The sequence below is a fragment of the Planktothrix sp. PLAVEN19ND genome (assembly GCF_057220675.1).
Genome location: NZ_JBXVTP010000002.1, coordinates 14,928 through 35,123, shown reverse-complemented (window position 1 = coordinate 35,123; position 20,196 = coordinate 14,928). Strand labels below are relative to the sequence as shown.

The window sequence follows — 20,196 nt, the reverse complement described above, 5'->3', positions numbered from 1 at the left end:
TTTTTACTCAAAAAAAGCTAAATCATCCCGTTCAAGCGTCGGAACTAATACCGTTCTATCTAAAAATTGATTTCCCCGTTCACAAGAAGTTTCGGGGGCAAATAAACAGGCATGGCAGGCAGCCCAATGTAAGGTTGGAGTTCCCTCCATTGGCTTATGTTCAGCACAGAGGGGATCTGAAGCACATAAACGCATTTGCTCTAAGGCTTGACTGATGTGGTGTCCCAGGGTTTTCGGTTCACCTAAATGGACTAATCCCCCTAATGTGCCTTCACTGTCGGGAGTTGCTGTATAAATTAATAATCCGGCTTGGGGGCCATTCTCGTCTTCTGGGGGTTTGGAGTAGATCCGTTCTCTAAGACTGGCTGCATTATAACCACATTCAATTGACAATTGACGCATTAAGGTGTGAGAGAAGGAATGAATTAATAAATAGCGAATGGAGGGAGAATGAATTTTATCAGGATCTAAATTTCGACTATTAAGCCAATTTTTATGTGCTTCACGGGTTAAAATTTCGTGTTTGCGGACAGCCGGACGTTGTTCCCATTCTTGTAAAAAAGATTCTTGAAAACGCAAAAAAATTCCCTCCCCTTTAACTTCTGTCGTGGGAACCCAGGTGGGAGGCTTACGACTAATAGAAACTCGATATTCACGGGGAATTTCTCCCGTATCCGCAAAATCCCCAGGAGATTGAATGCGGGTAAAACCAATTAAAGCCCGAACTTCCCTTAGTCGTTCTACTAACACGGTGGGTTCAAAATACGCTTCAAATCCAACGGGAGGTGCGACAGTTCTTAACTGAAATTCTGAATTATTTTTACTGGGGTTAGCGGTTGAAAATACTTCCCATTCAGGAGTTTTTAAATCCTGTGCGTTGTCGTTGGTTTCTAAACCTTGTTGTTGTTGCTGTAATGTATTCCAAATATCTTCTAAGGAATAATTTGCAAATTCTTGCAGTTGTCCCATTGCTTGCATTGCTGCTAAAATAGCTTGTAGAATTTCTCGACTATTTGCTTTACTAAGAGCATTAAAATTGCGTTCCACTAACTGCCCTAATACATTAGACTCGACGGGAATGGAAAGAGCGGATAAGGTAATGGAAAACCAACTATTAGAAGCCCCTAATAAAATACTTTTCATTTGTTCTTTACAATCTTCATCAAAGCTACGAAGATGGGGGTGATGAGCGCGACAACGGGGCATATTTTTTTTACCCGAATCTCCAAAGGCATCGGATAGACTTCGGGGCGGAATGTCACACCCTTTACACCGAACAAAAATATCCGTAACGTTCCCTGAAACGCCTCTTTCTTCTAAATATAAAGGCCCTGGACAGGCTGCTTGACCATGATGAACAAAATAAGACCAGGGAAAATCATCTAAATGTCCTCGTTCACAAGCGACTAAAAAACGGGCAGGAATAACGGCAGGAGGTTTACTGGTTTTGGAGCAATTCTTATGAATATAACGGGTTTCATTAGGGCGATAAGGATTAATTTTGAGTTCAAATAATTGGGAGGCTAAAGGAGCTAATAATCGACAGCGAGGACAAACCATCCAAGTGGGAAACGGAGCCACAGGAATCCCGATTTTAGAGCCTTCATCAAAGGGGTTAGACAGGTCAGAGCTTTCAGGAGGCATAGGAGGTGAAAGCAGTTGTTTAACTTGATTTCCGAGTTCTTTACGAACGGCGGCTAAAAGACGATTTTCTGAGAGTTCAATGGTATGGTTCCTATTCCAGTCTTCTAGTCCCATAACCATTGCAGAAAGATTCGGTAAATCGGCAACCGCCCCAATTCCATAGGTGAATAAAATTTGGCTTGGACGCAGTTCACCAACTTTGGTTTTTTTGGGTGGAGATTGAGTCATGGGATTTACGATTTATGATTTATGATTTACGATTTACGATTTATGATTTACTCAAACGGTTGAGGTTTTCTATCTTGCTCCTCATCGAGGGGTTGATCTGTTAAAATTAATCCGATGGTCGGTTCAACATTTCTTAATGACCCTAAACAGGTGAAATCTTGCCATTGTTTTTGTCCGGCATTTTCTAATAACTTAATAGCCGTTCCATCCCGTGAAGTTACTTGATATTTTAAAGTGGCTCCCCCAACCAGGGTGTGAGCTTTATTTAACCAAGTATCTAATTTGGCTTCTAATTCTCGACGCACTTGTTGACCTTTTTCAACCCCTTCAATGAGTTCAGCCCGTCGAACAATAACATTAATTGCCTCTTGTATAAACGGATGGTTGCGTTGAATTAAACCAGGGCGATCATTTTGATTAAATTCATCGCCACAGAGACGAACTAAAGACACGAATAACGCACTTAAACCTCGATACAAAGCTCCAGATGCAAAGGGAGTCACCGATAACGCCTCAACGTGCTGATAAAAAGTGGCATGGTAGTGTTCAAACCGTTCATAGTGGGATAAATCCCTGGGTCTAGCCCAGTTATAAACAGTGATCACCAAACCAGGGTAACTTCGTCCCACCCGTGAAGTGGCTTGAATATATTCGGCGGTATTTTTCGGTTGACCACAGGCGACCATTAACCCCAGACGTTTAACATCAACCCCAACGGAAATCATATTGGTGGCGAGAATCACATCCAGGGGGTCGGGTCTTTCAACTTTCTGACCTGCTTTGCGTTTGGCTTGGTTCTCCGCTTCCAATAGAGGGTCAAAGGGAGTTTCTAAACGGTCTAATATCAGGGGAATATCCGTAGAATCCTTACGGGAGGTTAATTCATCAAAGTTTCTTAACAGGCGATTTTTCAATCCCCGTTCACTCATCCGCTTTAAACGAGTCCGAATATCATCTTCCACTAACCTTCGTGTTCCCCCCAATTCTCGTAGGGAGTTAAAGTAACCCACCAAGGTCATCCAAGGGTCTGCAACTTTTCCATATTTCTCATACAATGCCTGCGCTGCCGATAACGTGGCTAAATACACCCGAATCATCGTCGCTTTTAACCGCCGACCGGGGGCGCAAATGCCTAAATACAGTCGCCCAGGATGCTCAGAACTCGGTTCTCGACGGCGGGAGAAAAAGTTATCTTGAATATCCAACCCAGGTGGCGGGAAAATATGCAGCTTCCGCAAAAATAGATGGTGAACTTGGGCGGACGCTTGGCGGATGGTGGCCGTTGAAGCAATCACTTTAGGACGAACAGATTGACCATTAACTTCCCAAGTACACAAATGATCTACAACGGTTTCATACAGTCCCACCATTGACCCCAAGGGGCCACTAATTAAATGCAATTCATCCTGAATAATTAAGTCGGGGGGACGCAGGAGAGCATGAGGTCGGGTTTTGGCGGCGGGAAGTTTATTGGTGGCGCGGTGGCTGTCTTTATCGTCTAAGTCGGGAGAGCGGAAACCCATGACGGTCACAGTAACCACTCACTTGTCCGAATAACATTTGGGTTTCCCCTTTCCACGGCATTTGGGCAAATTTATCAACGGTGGCAATTAACAGAGTCGGTAAACGCCGATAAATTTCTTCATCAACAACTATAATGGGCAACCCTTCCTGTGGAGACTGTTTGAGGGTAAAGCAACATCGTCCTAAACTATCTCCACAGTAGACGAGGGTGCGTCCTTGTTCTTTATCAACGGGGTGGACAACAATGTGTCTACCTGGGTCGATTTTTGTGCCACACCAAGGACAATTCGTGAGTTGGTGGGGGGAACCCATACCGGAGGGTCGCCCTTGTCCTTTGCTTTGTTTGACAAATTCTTCGCTTTGGCTGGTGTAGTTGGGGGTGCTATTGTTTCCGACCCATAAACCAATCCGAAACGGTTCTGACCCCCATTTTTGCGGGTTTTGGCGGCGGATGACTTCACAGGCACAAATTAAGGTGGTCGCCCGTTGGAACTGTTGCAAGGTCAATAAACGCAGGGTATAGCGCATTAAAACGGCTACCCCATGTTCTCCATCTCGTCCCCCAATAAATGCCTGTAACCGCCGCAGTCCGATGGTATAGGCTGTGAGTCCTAAATAGGCTTCGGTTTTACCTCCTCCGGTGGGAAACCACAGTAAATCACAGACCGCATCCAGAGGGTGAGAACGGCCGGGGTGGTGTAAATCAGTGAGAGCGGGTAAATTGAGGAGAATAAAGGCAAGTTGAAAAGTTCGCCAGCTATGATTGTTCGGGGTATCAATTTCATCTAAATTCGGATCTTTTCCTTGACGTTTGAGTTCGGCATAAATCCCGTGTACACGCTGTCGCCACATGGCTTCATTCATAAATTGAAAGGCTTCTACAGCTTGGGGATTTTGGGTTAAAAGTTGAATCCCTTCTTGGATACGGTCTAAGGTAGTTTGGCAATGATTGAGGGTGGTTTGGGCGACGTTTTGAGAGGGTAAAAAGTCGGGGTTGAGGAGTAAATCTTGCAGTGATTGTTGTTGTTCCTGAATCCAGTTTTGATAAGCGGTAATCAGGGGGGTGAGGAGTTGGGGAACCTCGGCGGGTTGGGCTTCCGCTAGGGTTTTCATGTCTAAAATTAACCCGTTTAACTGAGGAATTTCTTCAACGCTGGGGGGTGTGGTTTGGGGTACTTCATAGCGGGGAATCATGCAGGTTTTTAGACAGGAGGCTTGGGTGGGATTGTCGGGGACAATTTCGGCATGAACGCCCACCCCATGTCCGACGGCAAATTCCACTTGATGACGATATAACATCGCCATTTGTTGATTTTCTAGTTGAATAACAGGATCTAAGTTTTGTTGAATTGAAACAGGTTTTTTAACGAAAATATTAGAATAATTTTTATCAGGGGAATCAATCATTAATTCCGGTTGAAATAACCAAGCTTTATCTCGTTGTTTAGCGGGTTCTTTTTGACCATTGACTAAAAATAAAGTCACAATCCAATCTTGATTATCGAGGCGGCGCATCCGTCCTTTAACGATTACCCCTGGATATTCGGGGTCAACAGTCCATTCAGGGATTTCACCGGATTTTAAGGGTTGAATTTTGGTTCCTTGAATTGGATAGCGTTTCCAAATCAGTTTGGGTTCTGAGGTTTCTTTTTTAGTTAAATATTGGCTTTTTTCTCGTTGATAATGTCCCCATTTGGCGGTAATTTTTATGGCTTTTACATCACTATCAACGCAGAAGGTTAAACCCATTGATGAGGGAAACATGGTATTAGGTGGGGGTATGGTTCCCTCTGTGGTTCCTTCTTCTGAGTTACCTTTTTCGGCGGGGACGAATTCGTCTTGTTGTTCGGGTTGTTCTTCTGGGGTTTTATTGCGAATTAAGGGGGATAATAGTCCGACTAAATAGCGGTCTGTTACACTACTTTCATCCACTTCTTCGTCTTCTCCCTCCGCCGGGCCGAGTAAATCGTTGAAAATCATTTCTTCTAATTCTTGGCGAAGTTCATAGGGGGATTTGGGATTTATGATTGACGATTGGGGATTTACCATTGGCGATTCAGGGGGATTAAGTTCGGTGAGGTTGGGATTAATAATAAATTGTTGTTCGATTAAACTGCCTTGTTTTTCGGGTTGATTAGCAGCGATATATTCAACATTAAATAAAGAAATTTGTTCAGGATTTCTGACGATTTTTTTGGTTTGTTTTTTATGGCAATTATCAAAATAAGTTGTAATTTGACGAATAACTTGATCTGCAACTCCGCTATCATCAGGGATTAAGTTCTCATCCTTTAATTCTATCCCGTCTAATAGAATTTTTAAAGCGGATTCAGGGGCGGAAATCACTGCATTCCAATCAAGTTGAATCTCACCTTTTTTGAGTTTTAGATTAATTTCAACTAAGTCTAAAGTACCAGGGAGAACAGCAGGGAGTTTAAGGATTTCCATAATTAAGATTTACAATTTTAAATTTACAATTGGTAATTTTTGGGTATCATTCAGCTTCCTGAACTCTCCTCATCGCTTGGCTTTTTTCAGTTTTTGATATGTTCCGAACAGCATACTGATATTTTTTATTTTTGCTAATTAATTCAGCGCACCGTTCTGGAGTACAACCCAGTTCCATCAGTAAACAAGCTTGAAGCATAAATAAAAGTGTTTGTGTTATTCTAAACAATTCTTCACCTTGAGCGGCTTTATCTTGAAGATCAGTATTCCAATGAGTAAAATAGTTTCGAGTATCTCTAACTTTTTTAGCAAACTTTGCATGATCTTTTACTAAAGGATTCATTACTTTTTTTGTTTTGTCTAATAAATCCATTAACCTCTCCAGTAAGGGGGGTTCATTACTAAAATGAAGTTTCGCATTCAACCATTTTTTATATTCTTCTGGAGTATTATTTAATATAGATTCAATTCTAGCGTCATGTTCTGGCTGAGTCAAAACTTGATTTTTACATCTTCGGCGATGATAAGACTCAGCAGCTTGTGCAATATTAAGAAACTTACTTTCTAAGTACATATCAGGTTTATACTCAGTGCTAAAAATGAGGTTAAATATACTCTCTAACTCCTTATAAGAATTAAACCATAGTTGTAACATTAAGCTAAAATCGGATTCGATGTCAGCCAAGCTAAATAGTAAATCATCAGTTGAAAGTATTTTTTTAGACTCTATAGAATTGCTGAAAAAAAGCATTTCTACTGATTTCAATTCATTATTTATATCAGGAAAATAAATTTTTTCTACAGAATTAGGTTGTCCTGTAGCCAATGTTAAAAAGTCTAAGATAGGACAAATATATTGAGAGTATAAATCTTCAAAAGAAATAAATTGATTAACTTTAATACTAATAGAAGACAATTGCTTAAAATCAATATCATAAAGTTTACCTGAATTTTGACACCCATAAAATACTGAAATTTCTCCTTCTATGATATTGGCTTTTATGCTTTCCGGTTTATTATAGATAAAAGTGAATTGTTGAAGATTATTTGTATCATCTATAGTTGGTAATTCTTGAATAGGAGAAAAATTAACCCAGTCTGATAAGTAAGTAGACTGAATTGAAACTTCGTTAAACCGTATTTCTTGAGGATCTTGAAAGTGTTCACCAATAAAAACAAATTTTACTCTATAGGTTTCGCTATCATATCCTGGTCTACTTGAGTTAAATTTTGTGCGAATACAGTCTGAAAGAGTAATAATCTTCCTTTCAACTACTCCTAATATAATTGGTAGATTAACATGATCTTGATTCCCACCTGAGTTTCCTACTAAGGCTCCGATGAGTTTGAGTTCAATTATTTCTGAAGGTTTAAAGGTTAATACTCCTACTACTGATTCGTTTGGATTAGATGGCAACCACCAAAAGCCTTGATATTCTGTATTATTCATGATGTTAACTAACTCCTATACTAAAATTTTATCAAGTAAAATGAACAATAACAATCTGGATTAAAATAAAGTCAATTGTCCAGCTTCAGGGGGAGATGAAGATTCATTAGGCTTTTTTTTTATCGCTTTCTTCTTGCCTTTATCATGAAGTCCGGCTTCAACTTCTTCCTCGTAACGTTGATGATTCAGTTGCAACAGTCGGTCTAATATTTCCCGTCTAGCTGCTTCACTAATTGTATACCGAATTCCTTGTTTTGTTTCGTGGAAATTGTGATCTAAGGTGAGGTCATCCCAATCGTAAGCCACAGCAACAGCTTGATCCATTTCAATGTGCAGTTCTCGCAATTTTATAATATCTGGGGATTGTTCATCGGGGTTATGAAACCGATTATAGGTTTTGGTTAATCCTTCCTGACGAGTTAACATAATTTGTTGACGATGATTATAATATTTATCGCCAATTTCTTCTAAATTTATGATTAATGATTTATTTTCTTCGAGCGGAAAGGGAAAGGTTTCAGAAGCATCTGTAGGAGAATATCTAATACCTGCATCTCTCATAGTAGAGCAAAATTGCCAAGCCCAAGCATTGTGAATAGATGATTGCAATAAGCTAAAAATTTTATAGTATTGTAAAGGTATTATAACTAACTGTTCACTATACACTAGATTGCTCGGTACAAATGAAAAAATTAGTAACTTACTAACTCTAGCTGCAACTAACACTCGTCCTATACCTGCGATCGCTTCATAAAGCGCTGGTCGTTTATCTGCATAAATCCACCATTTTTGAGGCAAAGGTTTTCTTAATATAAATTCACCTTTTTCATCCTGTCGCGTTCTCTCTGGCTTAACTTTTTCCTCAACTATTTTTAAACAATCAGGATAATCAACAGCATAGGGTTTACCTTTAGGTTTTTTGGGATCATCATGGTCAGCATCTAACGGCCAATCTTTGAAATTAATCACCCAACGACTCGGAGATTGATCTGGATTAGAGTTTAAATCTTCTCCATTCAAATAGGGAAATAATACATCTTTATTTTTAGGATTATTTTCAATTAATTTTTGAGCTTCTTCCGGTTCCAATACAAAACCCATTCCTAAAACAATTGAACCTTGAAACGATTTATTTTGATTAGCGATTAACCGATAAGGATTATCTGCTAATTTCCCTGGTACTGTTAAAAAGGGTGTAATTCCATTAACAGGTTTTTCATCTAAAATAAAGTCTCCTTGCCATTCCCCTTGACGCATCCAAACAAAAGCGACTTCTAAATTTGCAGTGCCTTCCCATGTTCGACTAGAAACCGCCCGATAAATAACGCCTTTTCTGTCATTCTGAGCATCATTCTTGTCATTCTGAGTATTATTATTGTCATTCTGAGCTTGCGAAGAATCTCTACTATTATTCACGACGCCACTGAGATCCTTCGTTTCACTCAGGATGACAGTCGGAGTCTGGGGGATGACAGTCGGGGCGTGTGGGATGACAGTCGGGGTCTGGGGGATGACAGCCGAGGTGTCTAAATTCTGAACCATTTGGTCTAACCCGACTTCTCGCGTATCTCCTTGAGCAATAGTATTGGTTGCAACTAACCCAAATCCTCCTTTTTCACTTATTAACTGTTGTCCTCTTAAAAAGAAATAGGCACAGAAATCAGCATTTCCTTTGACATTATTGGCTAAATATTGAACTAAATAATCTCGATAGGGAGTTCCTAACGCCCCTGTAATTTTTTTCCCCCCCATAAATGGCGGATTTCCTACAAGGGCATTAAAACCGATTGTTGATTGACGAGTTACGATTTTGGATTTACGATTCAGGTTAGATTCGGGTTCATTTCTCGCAGTTAGGAAGACTTCAGGAAATTCTAATTCCCAATGGAAGGGAGTTAAACTGCTTAAATCAGGTAAAATTTTCCGTTGATAGTTGGTAATACTTGCTTTCCCTTGAGCAACCATTAATAAAGTTAATCGTAGGTCTTGTTGTTCCTGTTTTTTTACATTGGTGAGATAACTAGAAATTAATAAATCTGCCCTATCTTTTAAATCCTTAATTCTGGCATTGGCTTGAAGAAGTAAATATTCTTTTTCCTTTTGGTCTTGGGGACTGTTGACGGGTTTCGATTCAATTTGTAACCGAAAATCAATAACTTCATTTAATAATTGTTGTAAATCATCTCCGCCAATTCCTAATTGATAAGATTCCCCCTCAGTTTGTAAATTCCACCGCTTAAGCTGTTCTAAATTCACTCCCACTAATGAATCTCCAGCTTTCAAAGCATGGTCTAAAAAAGTAAAGGGTTTATCTTTTTGTAAGGTTTCTAACCATAAAGATAACTTTGCCATTTCCACCGCTAAGGGGTTTTTATCCACCCCATAAATACAACGTTCAGCAATAATGCGTTTTGCCACCATTAACCGTTCTGTCGCGTCAATAGGGATAATCGATTCTTGAGGACGAGACTTAGATAATTGACCATCCGGTGCAATCACAATTTTACCTGGATTTGCCGTTTCTGCTTCTTTCCAGGCTTCTATTAATCGTTCTCCTAAATATCGACAAACCTGAACTAAAAACGCCCCCGACCCCATCGCCATATCACAGATTTTCAGGTTTAAAAGTTCCGGCGCGAGAATTAACTTCCACTCGATTTTCGGTTTTCCTTCCGCCACACCTTGATATACTAAAGGTTCTAAAGTATAACGAACAATTTCCTCAGTTAAACTTTTAGGAGTGTAATGGGTTCCCGTTTCTCGGCGGTTATTTCCTTGAGCGACATAAACGCTTCCGGTGGGAATAATGACCGGATAACCAAAGGTATCAGAACGAATTAAATTAATAAAGGGTTTCACCCGTTCCAATAATTCCGAGTTATTATTACAAGCAATTAAAAGGTTATCATTCTGAGCATAATCCCTCCTGTCATTCTGAGCATAACCCCTCCTGTCATTCTGAGCTTGCGAAGAATCCCTATTATCCTTCACGACACCACGGAGATCCTTCGTTTCACTCAGGATGACAGTTTTGTTATCATTTTGAGCATTATTATTGTCATTCTGAGCTTGCGAAGAATCTCTACTATCTTTCACGACGCCACCGAAATCCTTGCTTTCACTCAGGATGACAGTTTTGTTAAAGTTTGCACTATCAACGGCTTTTTTTAACGTCGTTTCAGACCGTCCGGTTAAAGTTTTGAGAATTTTAATGAACTCATTTTCCCCTTTAGCAAAAGCAATTTCTAATTCATCTAAAGTAATTTCAGGTTCTTTGTCTTTTGTCCCCAATAATCCTAAAACCGGAGAAGTTGCGCGAATTGCGGTATGATCTAATAACCCTTCATACACATGACCAATTTGTTCCACATCTAACGCCCGAAACGATAACCGTCTTGGTTCTGTTCCACCGCCGGGAACTTTGATTTGTAAAATTTGTAACGCTTCTAATAAATGTAAAACAGTTCTATTATCAATAGGAATGGGTTGGGCGGAAACTTGTTGCCAATTTCCCTCGGTTCGTCCTTCTAAAAAGGGGAATTTATCGGGGTTAAACAAATCGCCACCTAATGCGGGTAAACGCAATAAATCATGGTCTATCCCCCCATACACCGCCCGAAATGTGGCTAATAAACGACACCAAGCATCATGGCGACGTTCTAAGATTTCTTCCCCATAATGGTCAGCAATTTCTCGCAGTTGTGACCGTAAGGTTGAGACAGAGTAAGATTGATCATAAAGGGACTCGCCTAACCGTAATAAACCTTTTTCTTCGGCTGAAAAGAGAAACACTAACCGCATCATCATAAATAAAGCGGCTTCATAAAGTTGAGTTTGTGAAATATTTTTTAATAAGCTACGGTTACGGTCTTGATCAATTTTATCAATTTTTTGAATTAAAACTTCAACAGCTTTTCTAACTTGATACCCTAATTGGTCAGTAACTTCCTGTTGACTATCGGCACTTTTAACAAATAAAGCTTCTAAGGTTTGGTCATCTGGAACCCCAAAAAAGCGTTGTACCCCTAATAAACTTCTAAACGCTTGGAGGGTAATTTTTTCTTCTAACCATAAATTTGCATACCAAGAAATATAACTAACGGTTGGGGAAGGGGTATTATATTTAATTCCCGGGGCGATTTCATTGGTTCCCGTCGGGGCATTAATTAACATCCAATGTTCCCCATTGGTTATTAATCCTAACCAAACCCCTGTTCCTCGCAGTAATTCCATCATCCGAGTTGCGGGAGACGCTGACCAGCGAGAATTTTTTAGGGTTTTTTCTAACGCTTGTTCGGGAGGATAAATTTGCACCAATAAACGAATTTTAGGGCGGTTTGAATCGGCTGAATCATCTATTGAATTAACAATATAATCCGGGCGCAGGGTTTCTTGATGTTCAGGAATAAAGACTTTTAAACCTTGGGGAATGTTTTGCCCTGTTTTTAGGACTTCATCAGGAAATTCGAGGATTTCTTTTAAAACCCATTCTCCCCAAGTTCGATGAATTCCCACATCAGAATGATTTTCTAGCCATTCTTCATACGCTTGACGTAAAACCCGAAATCGCTCAGGGTCATGGGCATCTAACCCTTGAGGAAAAACCTCTAATAAGGTTTGCAAGCTTAAGAAGGGGCCAGAAGCTTCAATTAAGGATAACCATTCAGCATGATGACGAGCAATAGACATATAAATTAAAATTTGAGGGTTTACAATTTAGATTTTTAACTCAGTTTTTGGGGAATAAAATAAGTTATGGCAATGGGGAATAATCGAGTCGTTGGATTAGAAAATCGAGAACGAATCACTGTGGTTTCTCGTTCTATTTCTTTGGGAATTTGTTCTAATCTTAATTTTAAACTATTGCGATTGCGTTCCAACTGATCTTTTTCTATTGAAGTAAATAACTCTAACTGAACAAAATCCGGTTCATTTAATTCTTGTTCAATACTCCGTTGCAATTCAGTTAAAATTGCCTTGATATCCGCTACTTCTTTTTCACATCGGTCTTGCAAGCTTTTTTCTAAGGAAGTTCTGCGGTCGCCCATTCGTTTTTCTAATTGTTTCATTAAGGGATGAGTATATTGATTCCACGCCTTAATCAACCGTTCTTTCATTTCGTCCGAAACCAAATTAGGAATTGCAGATTGAATCACGTTTTCCAATTTCATCACCTTTAACGGGTTAAATTTTCCTTGTTCTAAGGTTCCCCCGGCGGTGATTAATTCTTCATGTAACCGATGTTGGTCACTCCCTAAAATGACTAATCGCCCGTAAGCTACAACAGCCGGATATTCTAAGATTGAATTTGGAACAACTTTAATCGTCACCCGATGTAAATTTTTATTTCCTTCCCGTGACCAAACCTCCGCTCGGAGTAAGCGTAAACACATCTGAACTAAGCGATGGTTCAAATGAATTAAAACTAAATCGTCCCGTCCTCTCGTTAAATCAGGGTCAAAAACAATGGGGCGAATTTCTCCGGTGTGGGGATGGGCTAACCCCTGACTGCAAGTTGCCCAACTGCCTTTTAAGGGAGGAAGAATAAAAACTGAAGGATAGTCTTTATAAGGGATTAACGGGGGCTGTCCGGCTAATTCTAAACCAACTTTAACCACAGATTCAATATTACTGGGATCTAATCTTAAGCTAGTGCGGGTTTCATCTAATTGTTCTTTTAATTTCTGAATTTGTTCGCGGATTTTCCGTTCAAATTTCAATAACCGTCGCACAGGTTCACTTTCTTTTTCGGCTTTCGTGGTGTCTAGGGTTTGGCGTTTTCCTAACATCGCTTCTTCGACTTGGATAGCAATTACTAGCCCCACTTTTCCTAAATCTTCACGGATGTTATTTACTTTTAAAGCCGCCCGCATTAAAAATTCTAAATCCCCTTCTAATTCTCCTGGGGATAATCCAACAGTTGATTGTTGAGAATAACTTTTGCCGACAAAATGATAAATACTTACTTGTTGGGCTTTTTGTCCGTGACGGTCAATGCGACCATTCCGTTGTTCCATGCGGTTCGGGTTCCAAGGAATTTCATAATGAATTAAACGAGAACAATGATTTTGTAAATCTAAGCCTTCGGAAGCGGCATCGGTAGCCAGGAGAATGCGGACGTTAGACAGTTCTGGACTGGCTTGGAAGGCGGCTTTAATTCGTTCTCGGTCTTCTGCTTTCATTCCTCCATAGAGGGTCATTAAACGGTCATTTTCCGCGAGTCCTTGGGTGGCTAAAAGTTCATATAACCATTTTTGGGTGGTGCGATATTCGGTGAAGATAATTACCCGTTCCGTAGACCATTGATTGTTGGGTTTAATATAGGTTTGAATCCAATTCAGGAGTTCTTTGGCTTTAGAATCAGGAACCGGAGAAGCGGCTTCTGCCCATTGTTTTAAGCGATTGAGGATTGTTCTTTCTTCAGGGGTTAGTTCTCGAAATAAGGAAGAAGAAGTAGCGATCGCATCCTCTGTTGTGGTTTCATACAAATCATCATCCCCAAATTCTTCATCAATCAGATCTAACTGACGGCGTAAAATTCCAGGTGTCGGTTTGGAGACAGTACGAGAGGTGCGAGGTTTAGCCTTTTGTAGAGTTTGATCATGTTTTTCTAAGGTTGTTAAAAATGCCATTGGCGAAGAAAATAGGCGTTTTTTCAAAAGTTTTAAAACAAATTCTGTAGCTGTTAATTCGACTTGGTTCTGGGGATTTTTTCGTCGTAATTGAGTATATTGAGTTAACAAGCGATTCGCTTCGCGTTCAGCGTCGCTATAGTTAACGGAAATGGCTTCTAATTGTCGTTCAGGGAAGCGGGGTGTGCCATCCCAATCGGTAATTTCTGATTTTAACCGTCGCACCATAACGACTTGTAATTGATTCTGGTCTGGTGCAACGCCTCGGGCAAATCGTTGAGAATCCAATAATTCTAATAAAGCGGTAAAACTTTCAGGATAACCGTTATGGGGTGTGGCGGTTAGAAAAAGTTTATGTTCAAAATGAGGTTCAATTAAACGAATCGCCCCCGTCCGTTGAGAATCAATGGCATAATTTCCCCCGCCTGATGGTGCAATATTATGAGCTTCATCGACAATTAATAAATCAAAACGACGGGGATAAATCGATTCCCCTTCACTGGGTAGAGCTTCTCGAAATAAGCGTAAGGGTCGATCTCGTTTGAGAAAATCAATTGATGAAATTAACCGAGGAAAATGTGTCCAAGGATTAACGTGCAGTCCCCGATTTCTTCTTAAGTCTCGCATTAAGTCTCGATTGACAATCCGAAACTCTAAACCGAATTTATCCCGCATTTGTTCTTGCCATTGGATTTGCAGAGAAGATGGGCAAATGATTAAAATGCGTTGGACTCGTTGGCGTAAAATTAATTCTTGGGCGACTAATCCCGCTTCTATGGTTTTTCCTAACCCCACATCATCGGCGACTAAAAGATTGACCCTGGGCATTTGAATCGCTCTCACAACGGGGTCAAGTTGGTAATCTTCAATATCGACACCACTGCGAAAGGGAGATTGTACAGAACGGACATCAGCACTGGAGGAAGCTCCCCAACGCACAGCATCGAGAAAGGCATCTAATCGTTCTGGCGCATCAAACCCGTTGGGATAGGGCAGTTCTTTAGATTCATAAATACAAGCCCCAGGTTCCAGTTCCCAGATGACTTGCAATTCCTCTCCTAAACCATCATCTTCAACTGAAGTGAGGGTAACTAAATGGTGTTTAGAGGAGGCAAAATTTGGGGTTAAGGGGTTTTGAGGGAGGGAAGAAGAGCCGACATCAATAACTGAAAATCGTCTTCCTCGTACTTCTACAAGTTGCCCTGGGTCTGGAATCGGGGTTGGGGTTGCCATATAAACATTAAATCGGGGCAGACTAGATGGCACTTTTTCTAATTTCATCGATGTTCTATAACAATCCTACATTGTTATAGAACCCATTTGATATCTCTGAACGATCTCCCGCCACGGGCGATTGAATCACATCGGGCGATCAGGTTGTAGGTTCTCTCTCGGACTGAATTGAGGTAAAATTACCATCAAAGTTATCATTAACAAAATCTGTAAGAAAAGATAACGGATTACTCATCTCGGCTGCAAAGCCCAGGATAGCGGCATCTCGATGCTCATAGAGTAATTCGCCTTGACTATTAAATAGGAAAGTGGCTCCTCGTTGGGTTAGATAAGCTTCCTGGGGAACATAACTTTTCCAGTTTCTCAACACTTCTCCCATATTTCGCAGTCGCAACGTTGCTAACTCAAAGGGACGCTGAAAGCCCTGACCTCCTGCTAGTTTGAAGAATGAACCTTTGAGTGGGGGTAAAGGAGGAGCTTGAATTATTTCTTCATCCCCAATTAATTGAGGGGCTTTTTTATCACCCCGATAGCCGCGAAACACTTCTGCTAAAGTACCAGGGCTACCCATTCCAGCACACATCAGCATTAAGTTGAGATAAGCGTTGACACCCGGCGATAAACCGGGGAATTTGAGGGATAGACCTGGATAAAGATTCAGGGTTTGATGCAGGTCGGCGGTGGGGTCAACAAATAAACAATCTGGGGGAAATCCTGTATAGTCACAGAATCGCTGTCCTGAAGTGCGATCGCCAATTCCTACGGCTCGAATTGCTATTCCTTGTGCTTGCAGTTGTTCGGCTTCTCGTTTTAACCACCAAGCATACTCCAAGCTATCGAAATCTCCCAATTGGGGCCAGATTAGCACGAGTTGTCTGGGTGAGGATTCGCAACCGCTCAATAGAGAGGTTACGGCTCCATCACTGACCCGTTGCCGCTGAGTTTGACTTAAGAGTGTGTAGATATTCATTCAGCTACCTGTTGTCATTTCTTCGCAAATGTAGACTTTATAGAGGAGTTACATAGATTAATTAGATTTTTCTATATTCAATGCCTTGAGTCAATTTAATTGCCGATGTCCAAAATTAGCCGCATTATCCGATGAGAGGTCAACATGGTGGAAAATTTTCCACCATGTCCCTTCCGTTTGCCTCTTTTCCTTTTTTTGGAATAGGTGGGTTTAAGCGTAGCCGACAGGCGGCGGCTACGCCATCGCAGTTCATTTTCTGGGATTCTTGTGGGTTGGGAAGCTCTTCATCTAACCTAACTGTCGCGCTAACGCGCCGATTGAGAGTGAAGATTGTTTAAAAAAATATGACTGACACCTTAACAAAAGCTGAACAAATTGCTCGTCTTAATGATCAATTACGCTCTCAAAATTCACAAGTTGGGGCTATTCATTTCTCCCGGAGTGTTGGGCTTATGCCTCCTGAACAGCAACAACAGCTTCTCCAATTGCTGAAGGAATTTAACTCGTTTTTACCGGATAATAACCCTTACGGGGAACGAGATTTTGTGACTTTAGAATTAGACGGCGATCGCTACTTTTTCAAAATTGATTATTTTGAGAAATCCGCTTGGCTTAAAGGGGAAGAAATTGGCGCCAACACTCCTGAAGATGTTAATACCACTTGGAGAGTTGGGACTTTAATGGAGAGCAACGAATACTAATTTCTGCAACAAACTGTGCTTAGAGAGCGGAAAGTTGTTGAAATGGAAAATTTTCCATTTCATCCCCATAACGGGGACTCAGAGGGACAAGTTGAGAAAAAATTTATGCCTGTCCCTCGCACAATTCCGTTTTATGGAACAGTTGATGAAGCTTTAATCCACTGCGCTTACCATCAAGTTAAAAACTTCCTCCAAGCTGGGCCAGAACATCCTACAAAATATGATGCCTTAGCTTATTTAGAACTTGCTTCAACCTTAGCGACGGCTCGAAAACATTTAGTGAATTCGATTTTTTGGCAAAAAGCCAGCTACGAAACTCGCCTTCAGATTTCTCTGCAATTAGATTGCCTAAGCGAACAAATTAAGAAGAATATTGAACAATTTGGAATTCAGTGGAACCAGTATATTGAAACCTTAGATTACCAACCTGTAGACATCATTGAACTGCCAGATTATATCGAGCCAAATAATACTGAACAAGTGCAACGCTATCAATCTATTACATTAGGGGAGTTGAGCCACTCAATGTATAATCTTCAAGAATTGACCAAGACTTTCAGTCATCAGATTCTCTACAGAACTATACAACAAAGCAAACCCACCCCAACCTACCAACAAAAGAGTTTGTTTGAGCAATCCTAGCCAAACAATTCTTGAGGAGGAATCGCAAATTTTGAAACATCTACACCTGCCACCGGACGAGCATAAGTCGCTTGATTACGAATTGCTAAAATCTGTTCTTCATCTCGAATTAAAGCTGGTGTAAATTGATCACGTTGCTGTCGTAAATCTTCTAAAGTGATCTTTAATTGTTCCGGTTGTTTCCCTTGCTGATAGTTGCGATAGTAAATTTCCTCGGCGCATTTTTTTACGGCATTGCCAATTTCAGCCGGGGTGCAAAGCCGATAATCCCTTAATAAAATTCGCCATTCCTCATCTGTCCAAGGAGATTGAGAAGAATTGCGAAACTCTGGGAAATACTTTTGCAAATGCAGGTTAAAAATGTCATACATTGCCCCTTCATGGGGTAAATCAACGAAGAAAATATCATCAAAGCGACGAATTAATTCTGGGGGTAACATCCCCAATCGATTAACCGTTGCTACCATGTAAATCGGCTGTTGTACTTCCTGCATCCAAGTCAATAGTTTCCCCGATAAGCGCCTTGAAACTCCACCATCCGTATTAGAATTCCAACCTGCAAACCCTTTATCAAAATCATCCCAGTACAAAATTGTTGGGCTTAAAGCTTGAGCCAATTCTAACAACTCGCGCAGTGCCAAATCTGGCTTTAGGGAACCGATAATTGCACCCCAATCAGCAGCTAATAAAGGCACTCCCATCTTCTTGGCGGCTAACTTGGCACTCAAACTTTTCCCAGTGCCAGGTGGCCCCCAAAGAATCATCCCCTTGGGAAATCTAAGCCCATATTTCTCGGCTTCTGGATTGAGTAAAGAAGCAACTTTTGAGAGAAACTCGTCTAGCAATTCTAACCCTCCGGCTTGCACAACATCCGGTTCAGAAATTAACTCTAACCCTCGCCCTTGCAATTTGTTAACTTTGTAGTTGAGTACCCAATCAGCTATGTCTTCAAAACTGTTAGTAAATGCTAGACTCTGTTGTAAAATTAACTCAATTTCTCCTTGTGCCAATCCTAGACAAGCTCGCACTAAACTTTCTTGAATAGCACTATCTTTTTTTTCCTGCATCGGGGAAGAATCATGACAAAATGAAGCAACTTTCTGTTGCACCCAAACCCGATCCGCAATAGGAGCTTTCAATACAGGAATTAAAGGTTGTAAATTAGCAGGTAAATTGATATTATTTTCCAATAAAACCCAGAACTGACGATGCTTATTTTGTGATAAGTGATAGTAAGCATTAACCAGTTGAAATTCACGCTGTTTATCCGTCAGATCTGATCCTGATAACTCTAAAATTCCCTCAATAATAAAAATTCCTTCGGTTTGATTTTCTAATAAATCTAAAAGAGGGTCGGAGTTAGCTTGTAAATTAGTATTCTCTAACCGACACCCGCCTTTATCTTGACAACTAACTTGCTGAAAACATCGGTAGCCACAATTCCAAAATAAAACAGGCAGTTGTAGATTTTGACCCCATTCATAGAAGTGAGTTAAAATCCTGACTCGATCCGTTGTACAGTATTCTAATCCCACTATCTTGATTCCTCGGTTTGCCAAGAAAAGCCAATTTTGAAAAGGATGGATCATAAAATATTAGAAAGTATTAAGCAGACTATTTCCTATTAAGCTTTCTTAAGCGCTATTTCCCATCCCTCTCTTGCTCTATATAACTGATTTAGCTTTTATTCCTTAAGTTAGATGAATATTTTAACCCCATCATTTAATGATAAAATCGAAAAGAATTTTAATTAATTTTAAATTAACCATTAATAATAAATTGGGAAATTTGAAAGCGCCTAGCGGCGCAGATTGCCACGAAGTAATTAAATTAAATTGAACTTCATGGTAACTACAACGAATAAAAATAACTCTCGCACATCTAATGGCGCGGGAACTTTCAATGGAAAAACCAACGGTGTGACTCCTAAATCAAAAAGCACCGGATTACCTGTTCCTAGCAATGGGAATGGAATCCGTCGTTCGGCTGTTTCAGTTGAAGAACAAGCTAACGCACTGCTTGAGCGAGTCAGAACGACCATTGTTAAAAAGTTTGGCGTGAAGCTGCAACTTCGCGAAAAACGTCTTCAAACAAAAATCGGTCATGCCATTAAAGAAAAGATCGGTTTGGATATTGCTGCTCAATTGAAAAAACGCGGCAAAACCATGAACTGGCAACGTTGGAATAATGAAGTGTTCCCTACTTTGTTCGGACAACCGGATGCCCTGCGTCATGATATCGAAACTTTAGCTTTGGTTATGGCAAAACTGTACGATGTTTTCGAGTTAGATCCTCAAGAAGCCATTAAAAGCCTCGTTAAATTCAATCAAGAATCCCTTGCCAAACGCAATAGTTATCTTCAGCAAGAGCAATCTAACAATGATGATGATATTGATGATTTGGAAGATGATGATGATGAGGAACCAGAAGATTTGGAAGACGAAGAAGACGATGACTTTGAGGAAGAAGACGAAGAAGACGAAGAAGATGAAGATGAAGATGATGAAGATGATGAAGATGATGAAGATGAGGAGGAGGAAGATTTAGAATAACTAATTTTTTGCTCTGATTTAATTCATGAAGCGTACCTATCATTTCATATCCATTTGACTATTACTCTACCTTAAGGTAGGGTAATTTTTTTTAATGATAAATTTTAAATTAATTTAATCAAGAATTGATTTTTATAATTTTCAAAAAATCGAAAATAGCGATCGCTATCAT

The 20,196-nt window shown here is 40.3% G+C and carries 11 protein-coding genes; 3 read left to right on the top strand and 8 right to left on the bottom strand.

From position 1 onward, the window contains the following. Window positions 1-3: 3 nt before the first annotated feature. From drmB to AC2D3N_RS24170, 7 genes are all read right to left on the bottom strand, one after another. Window positions 4-1,872 carry a DrmB family protein gene (gene drmB / locus AC2D3N_RS24200; protein ID WP_484693864.1) on the bottom strand — a complete coding sequence of 623 codons (1,869 nt, stop codon included), beginning with the start codon at window positions 1,870-1,872 and terminating at the stop codon, window positions 4-6. Between the two features lie 47 nt (window positions 1,873-1,919). Continuing rightward, entirely contained in the window at window positions 1,920-3,413 is a 1,494-nt protein-coding gene (locus AC2D3N_RS24195) for a helicase-related protein (RefSeq protein WP_484693863.1), read from the bottom strand. Beyond that, a complete protein-coding gene (locus tag AC2D3N_RS24190; protein WP_484693862.1) occupies window positions 3,364-5,844 on the bottom strand; it encodes a hypothetical protein in 2,481 nt (826 codons plus the stop codon). The genes AC2D3N_RS24195 and AC2D3N_RS24190 overlap by 50 nt, the downstream gene beginning before the upstream one ends. A 46-nt stretch (window positions 5,845-5,890) precedes the next feature. Next, window positions 5,891-7,294 (bottom strand): ApeA N-terminal domain 1-containing protein, encoded by a 1,404-nt coding sequence (locus tag AC2D3N_RS24185; RefSeq protein ID WP_484693861.1) that lies wholly within the window; start codon window positions 7,292-7,294, stop codon window positions 5,891-5,893. Window positions 7,295-7,354: 60 nt separating this feature from the next. Then, window positions 7,355-11,983, bottom strand: a complete 4,629-nt coding sequence (locus AC2D3N_RS24180; RefSeq protein WP_484693860.1) for an Eco57I restriction-modification methylase domain-containing protein — start codon at window positions 11,981-11,983, stop codon at window positions 7,355-7,357. A gap of 35 nt (window positions 11,984-12,018) precedes the next feature. Beyond that, on the bottom strand, window positions 12,019-15,159 hold the full coding sequence (gene drmD, locus AC2D3N_RS24175) for a DISARM system SNF2-like helicase DrmD (RefSeq protein ID WP_484693898.1): 3,141 nt from the start codon (window positions 15,157-15,159) through the stop codon (window positions 12,019-12,021). A 139-nt stretch (window positions 15,160-15,298) separates the two neighbouring features. Further along, on the bottom strand, window positions 15,299-16,129 hold the full coding sequence (locus AC2D3N_RS24170; protein WP_484693859.1) for a peroxiredoxin-like family protein: 831 nt from the start codon (window positions 16,127-16,129) through the stop codon (window positions 15,299-15,301). Window positions 16,130-16,473: 344 nt separating this feature from the next. On the opposite strand from AC2D3N_RS24170, the gene AC2D3N_RS24165 reads away from it, so the two are divergent. Both AC2D3N_RS24165 and AC2D3N_RS24160 read left to right on the top strand, forming a co-directional pair. Continuing rightward, window positions 16,474-16,830 (top strand): DUF3768 domain-containing protein, encoded by a 357-nt coding sequence (locus AC2D3N_RS24165; protein WP_484693858.1) that lies wholly within the window; start codon window positions 16,474-16,476, stop codon window positions 16,828-16,830. A 42-nt stretch (window positions 16,831-16,872) separates the two neighbouring features. After that, window positions 16,873-17,472 carry a hypothetical protein gene (locus tag AC2D3N_RS24160; protein ID WP_484693857.1) on the top strand — a complete coding sequence of 200 codons (600 nt, stop codon included), beginning with the start codon at window positions 16,873-16,875 and terminating at the stop codon, window positions 17,470-17,472. On the opposite strand, the gene AC2D3N_RS24155 is transcribed toward AC2D3N_RS24160, so the two are convergent. Continuing rightward, on the bottom strand, window positions 17,469-19,061 hold the full coding sequence (locus AC2D3N_RS24155; RefSeq protein WP_484693856.1) for an AAA family ATPase: 1,593 nt from the start codon (window positions 19,059-19,061) through the stop codon (window positions 17,469-17,471). The two genes, AC2D3N_RS24160 and AC2D3N_RS24155, sit on opposite strands and share 4 nt — an antisense overlap. Window positions 19,062-19,316: 255 nt before the next feature. Between AC2D3N_RS24155 and AC2D3N_RS24150 the strand changes: the two genes are divergently transcribed. Continuing rightward, entirely contained in the window at window positions 19,317-20,024 is a 708-nt protein-coding gene (locus AC2D3N_RS24150) for a hypothetical protein (protein ID WP_484693855.1), read from the top strand. Window positions 20,025-20,196: the final 172 nt, after the last annotated feature.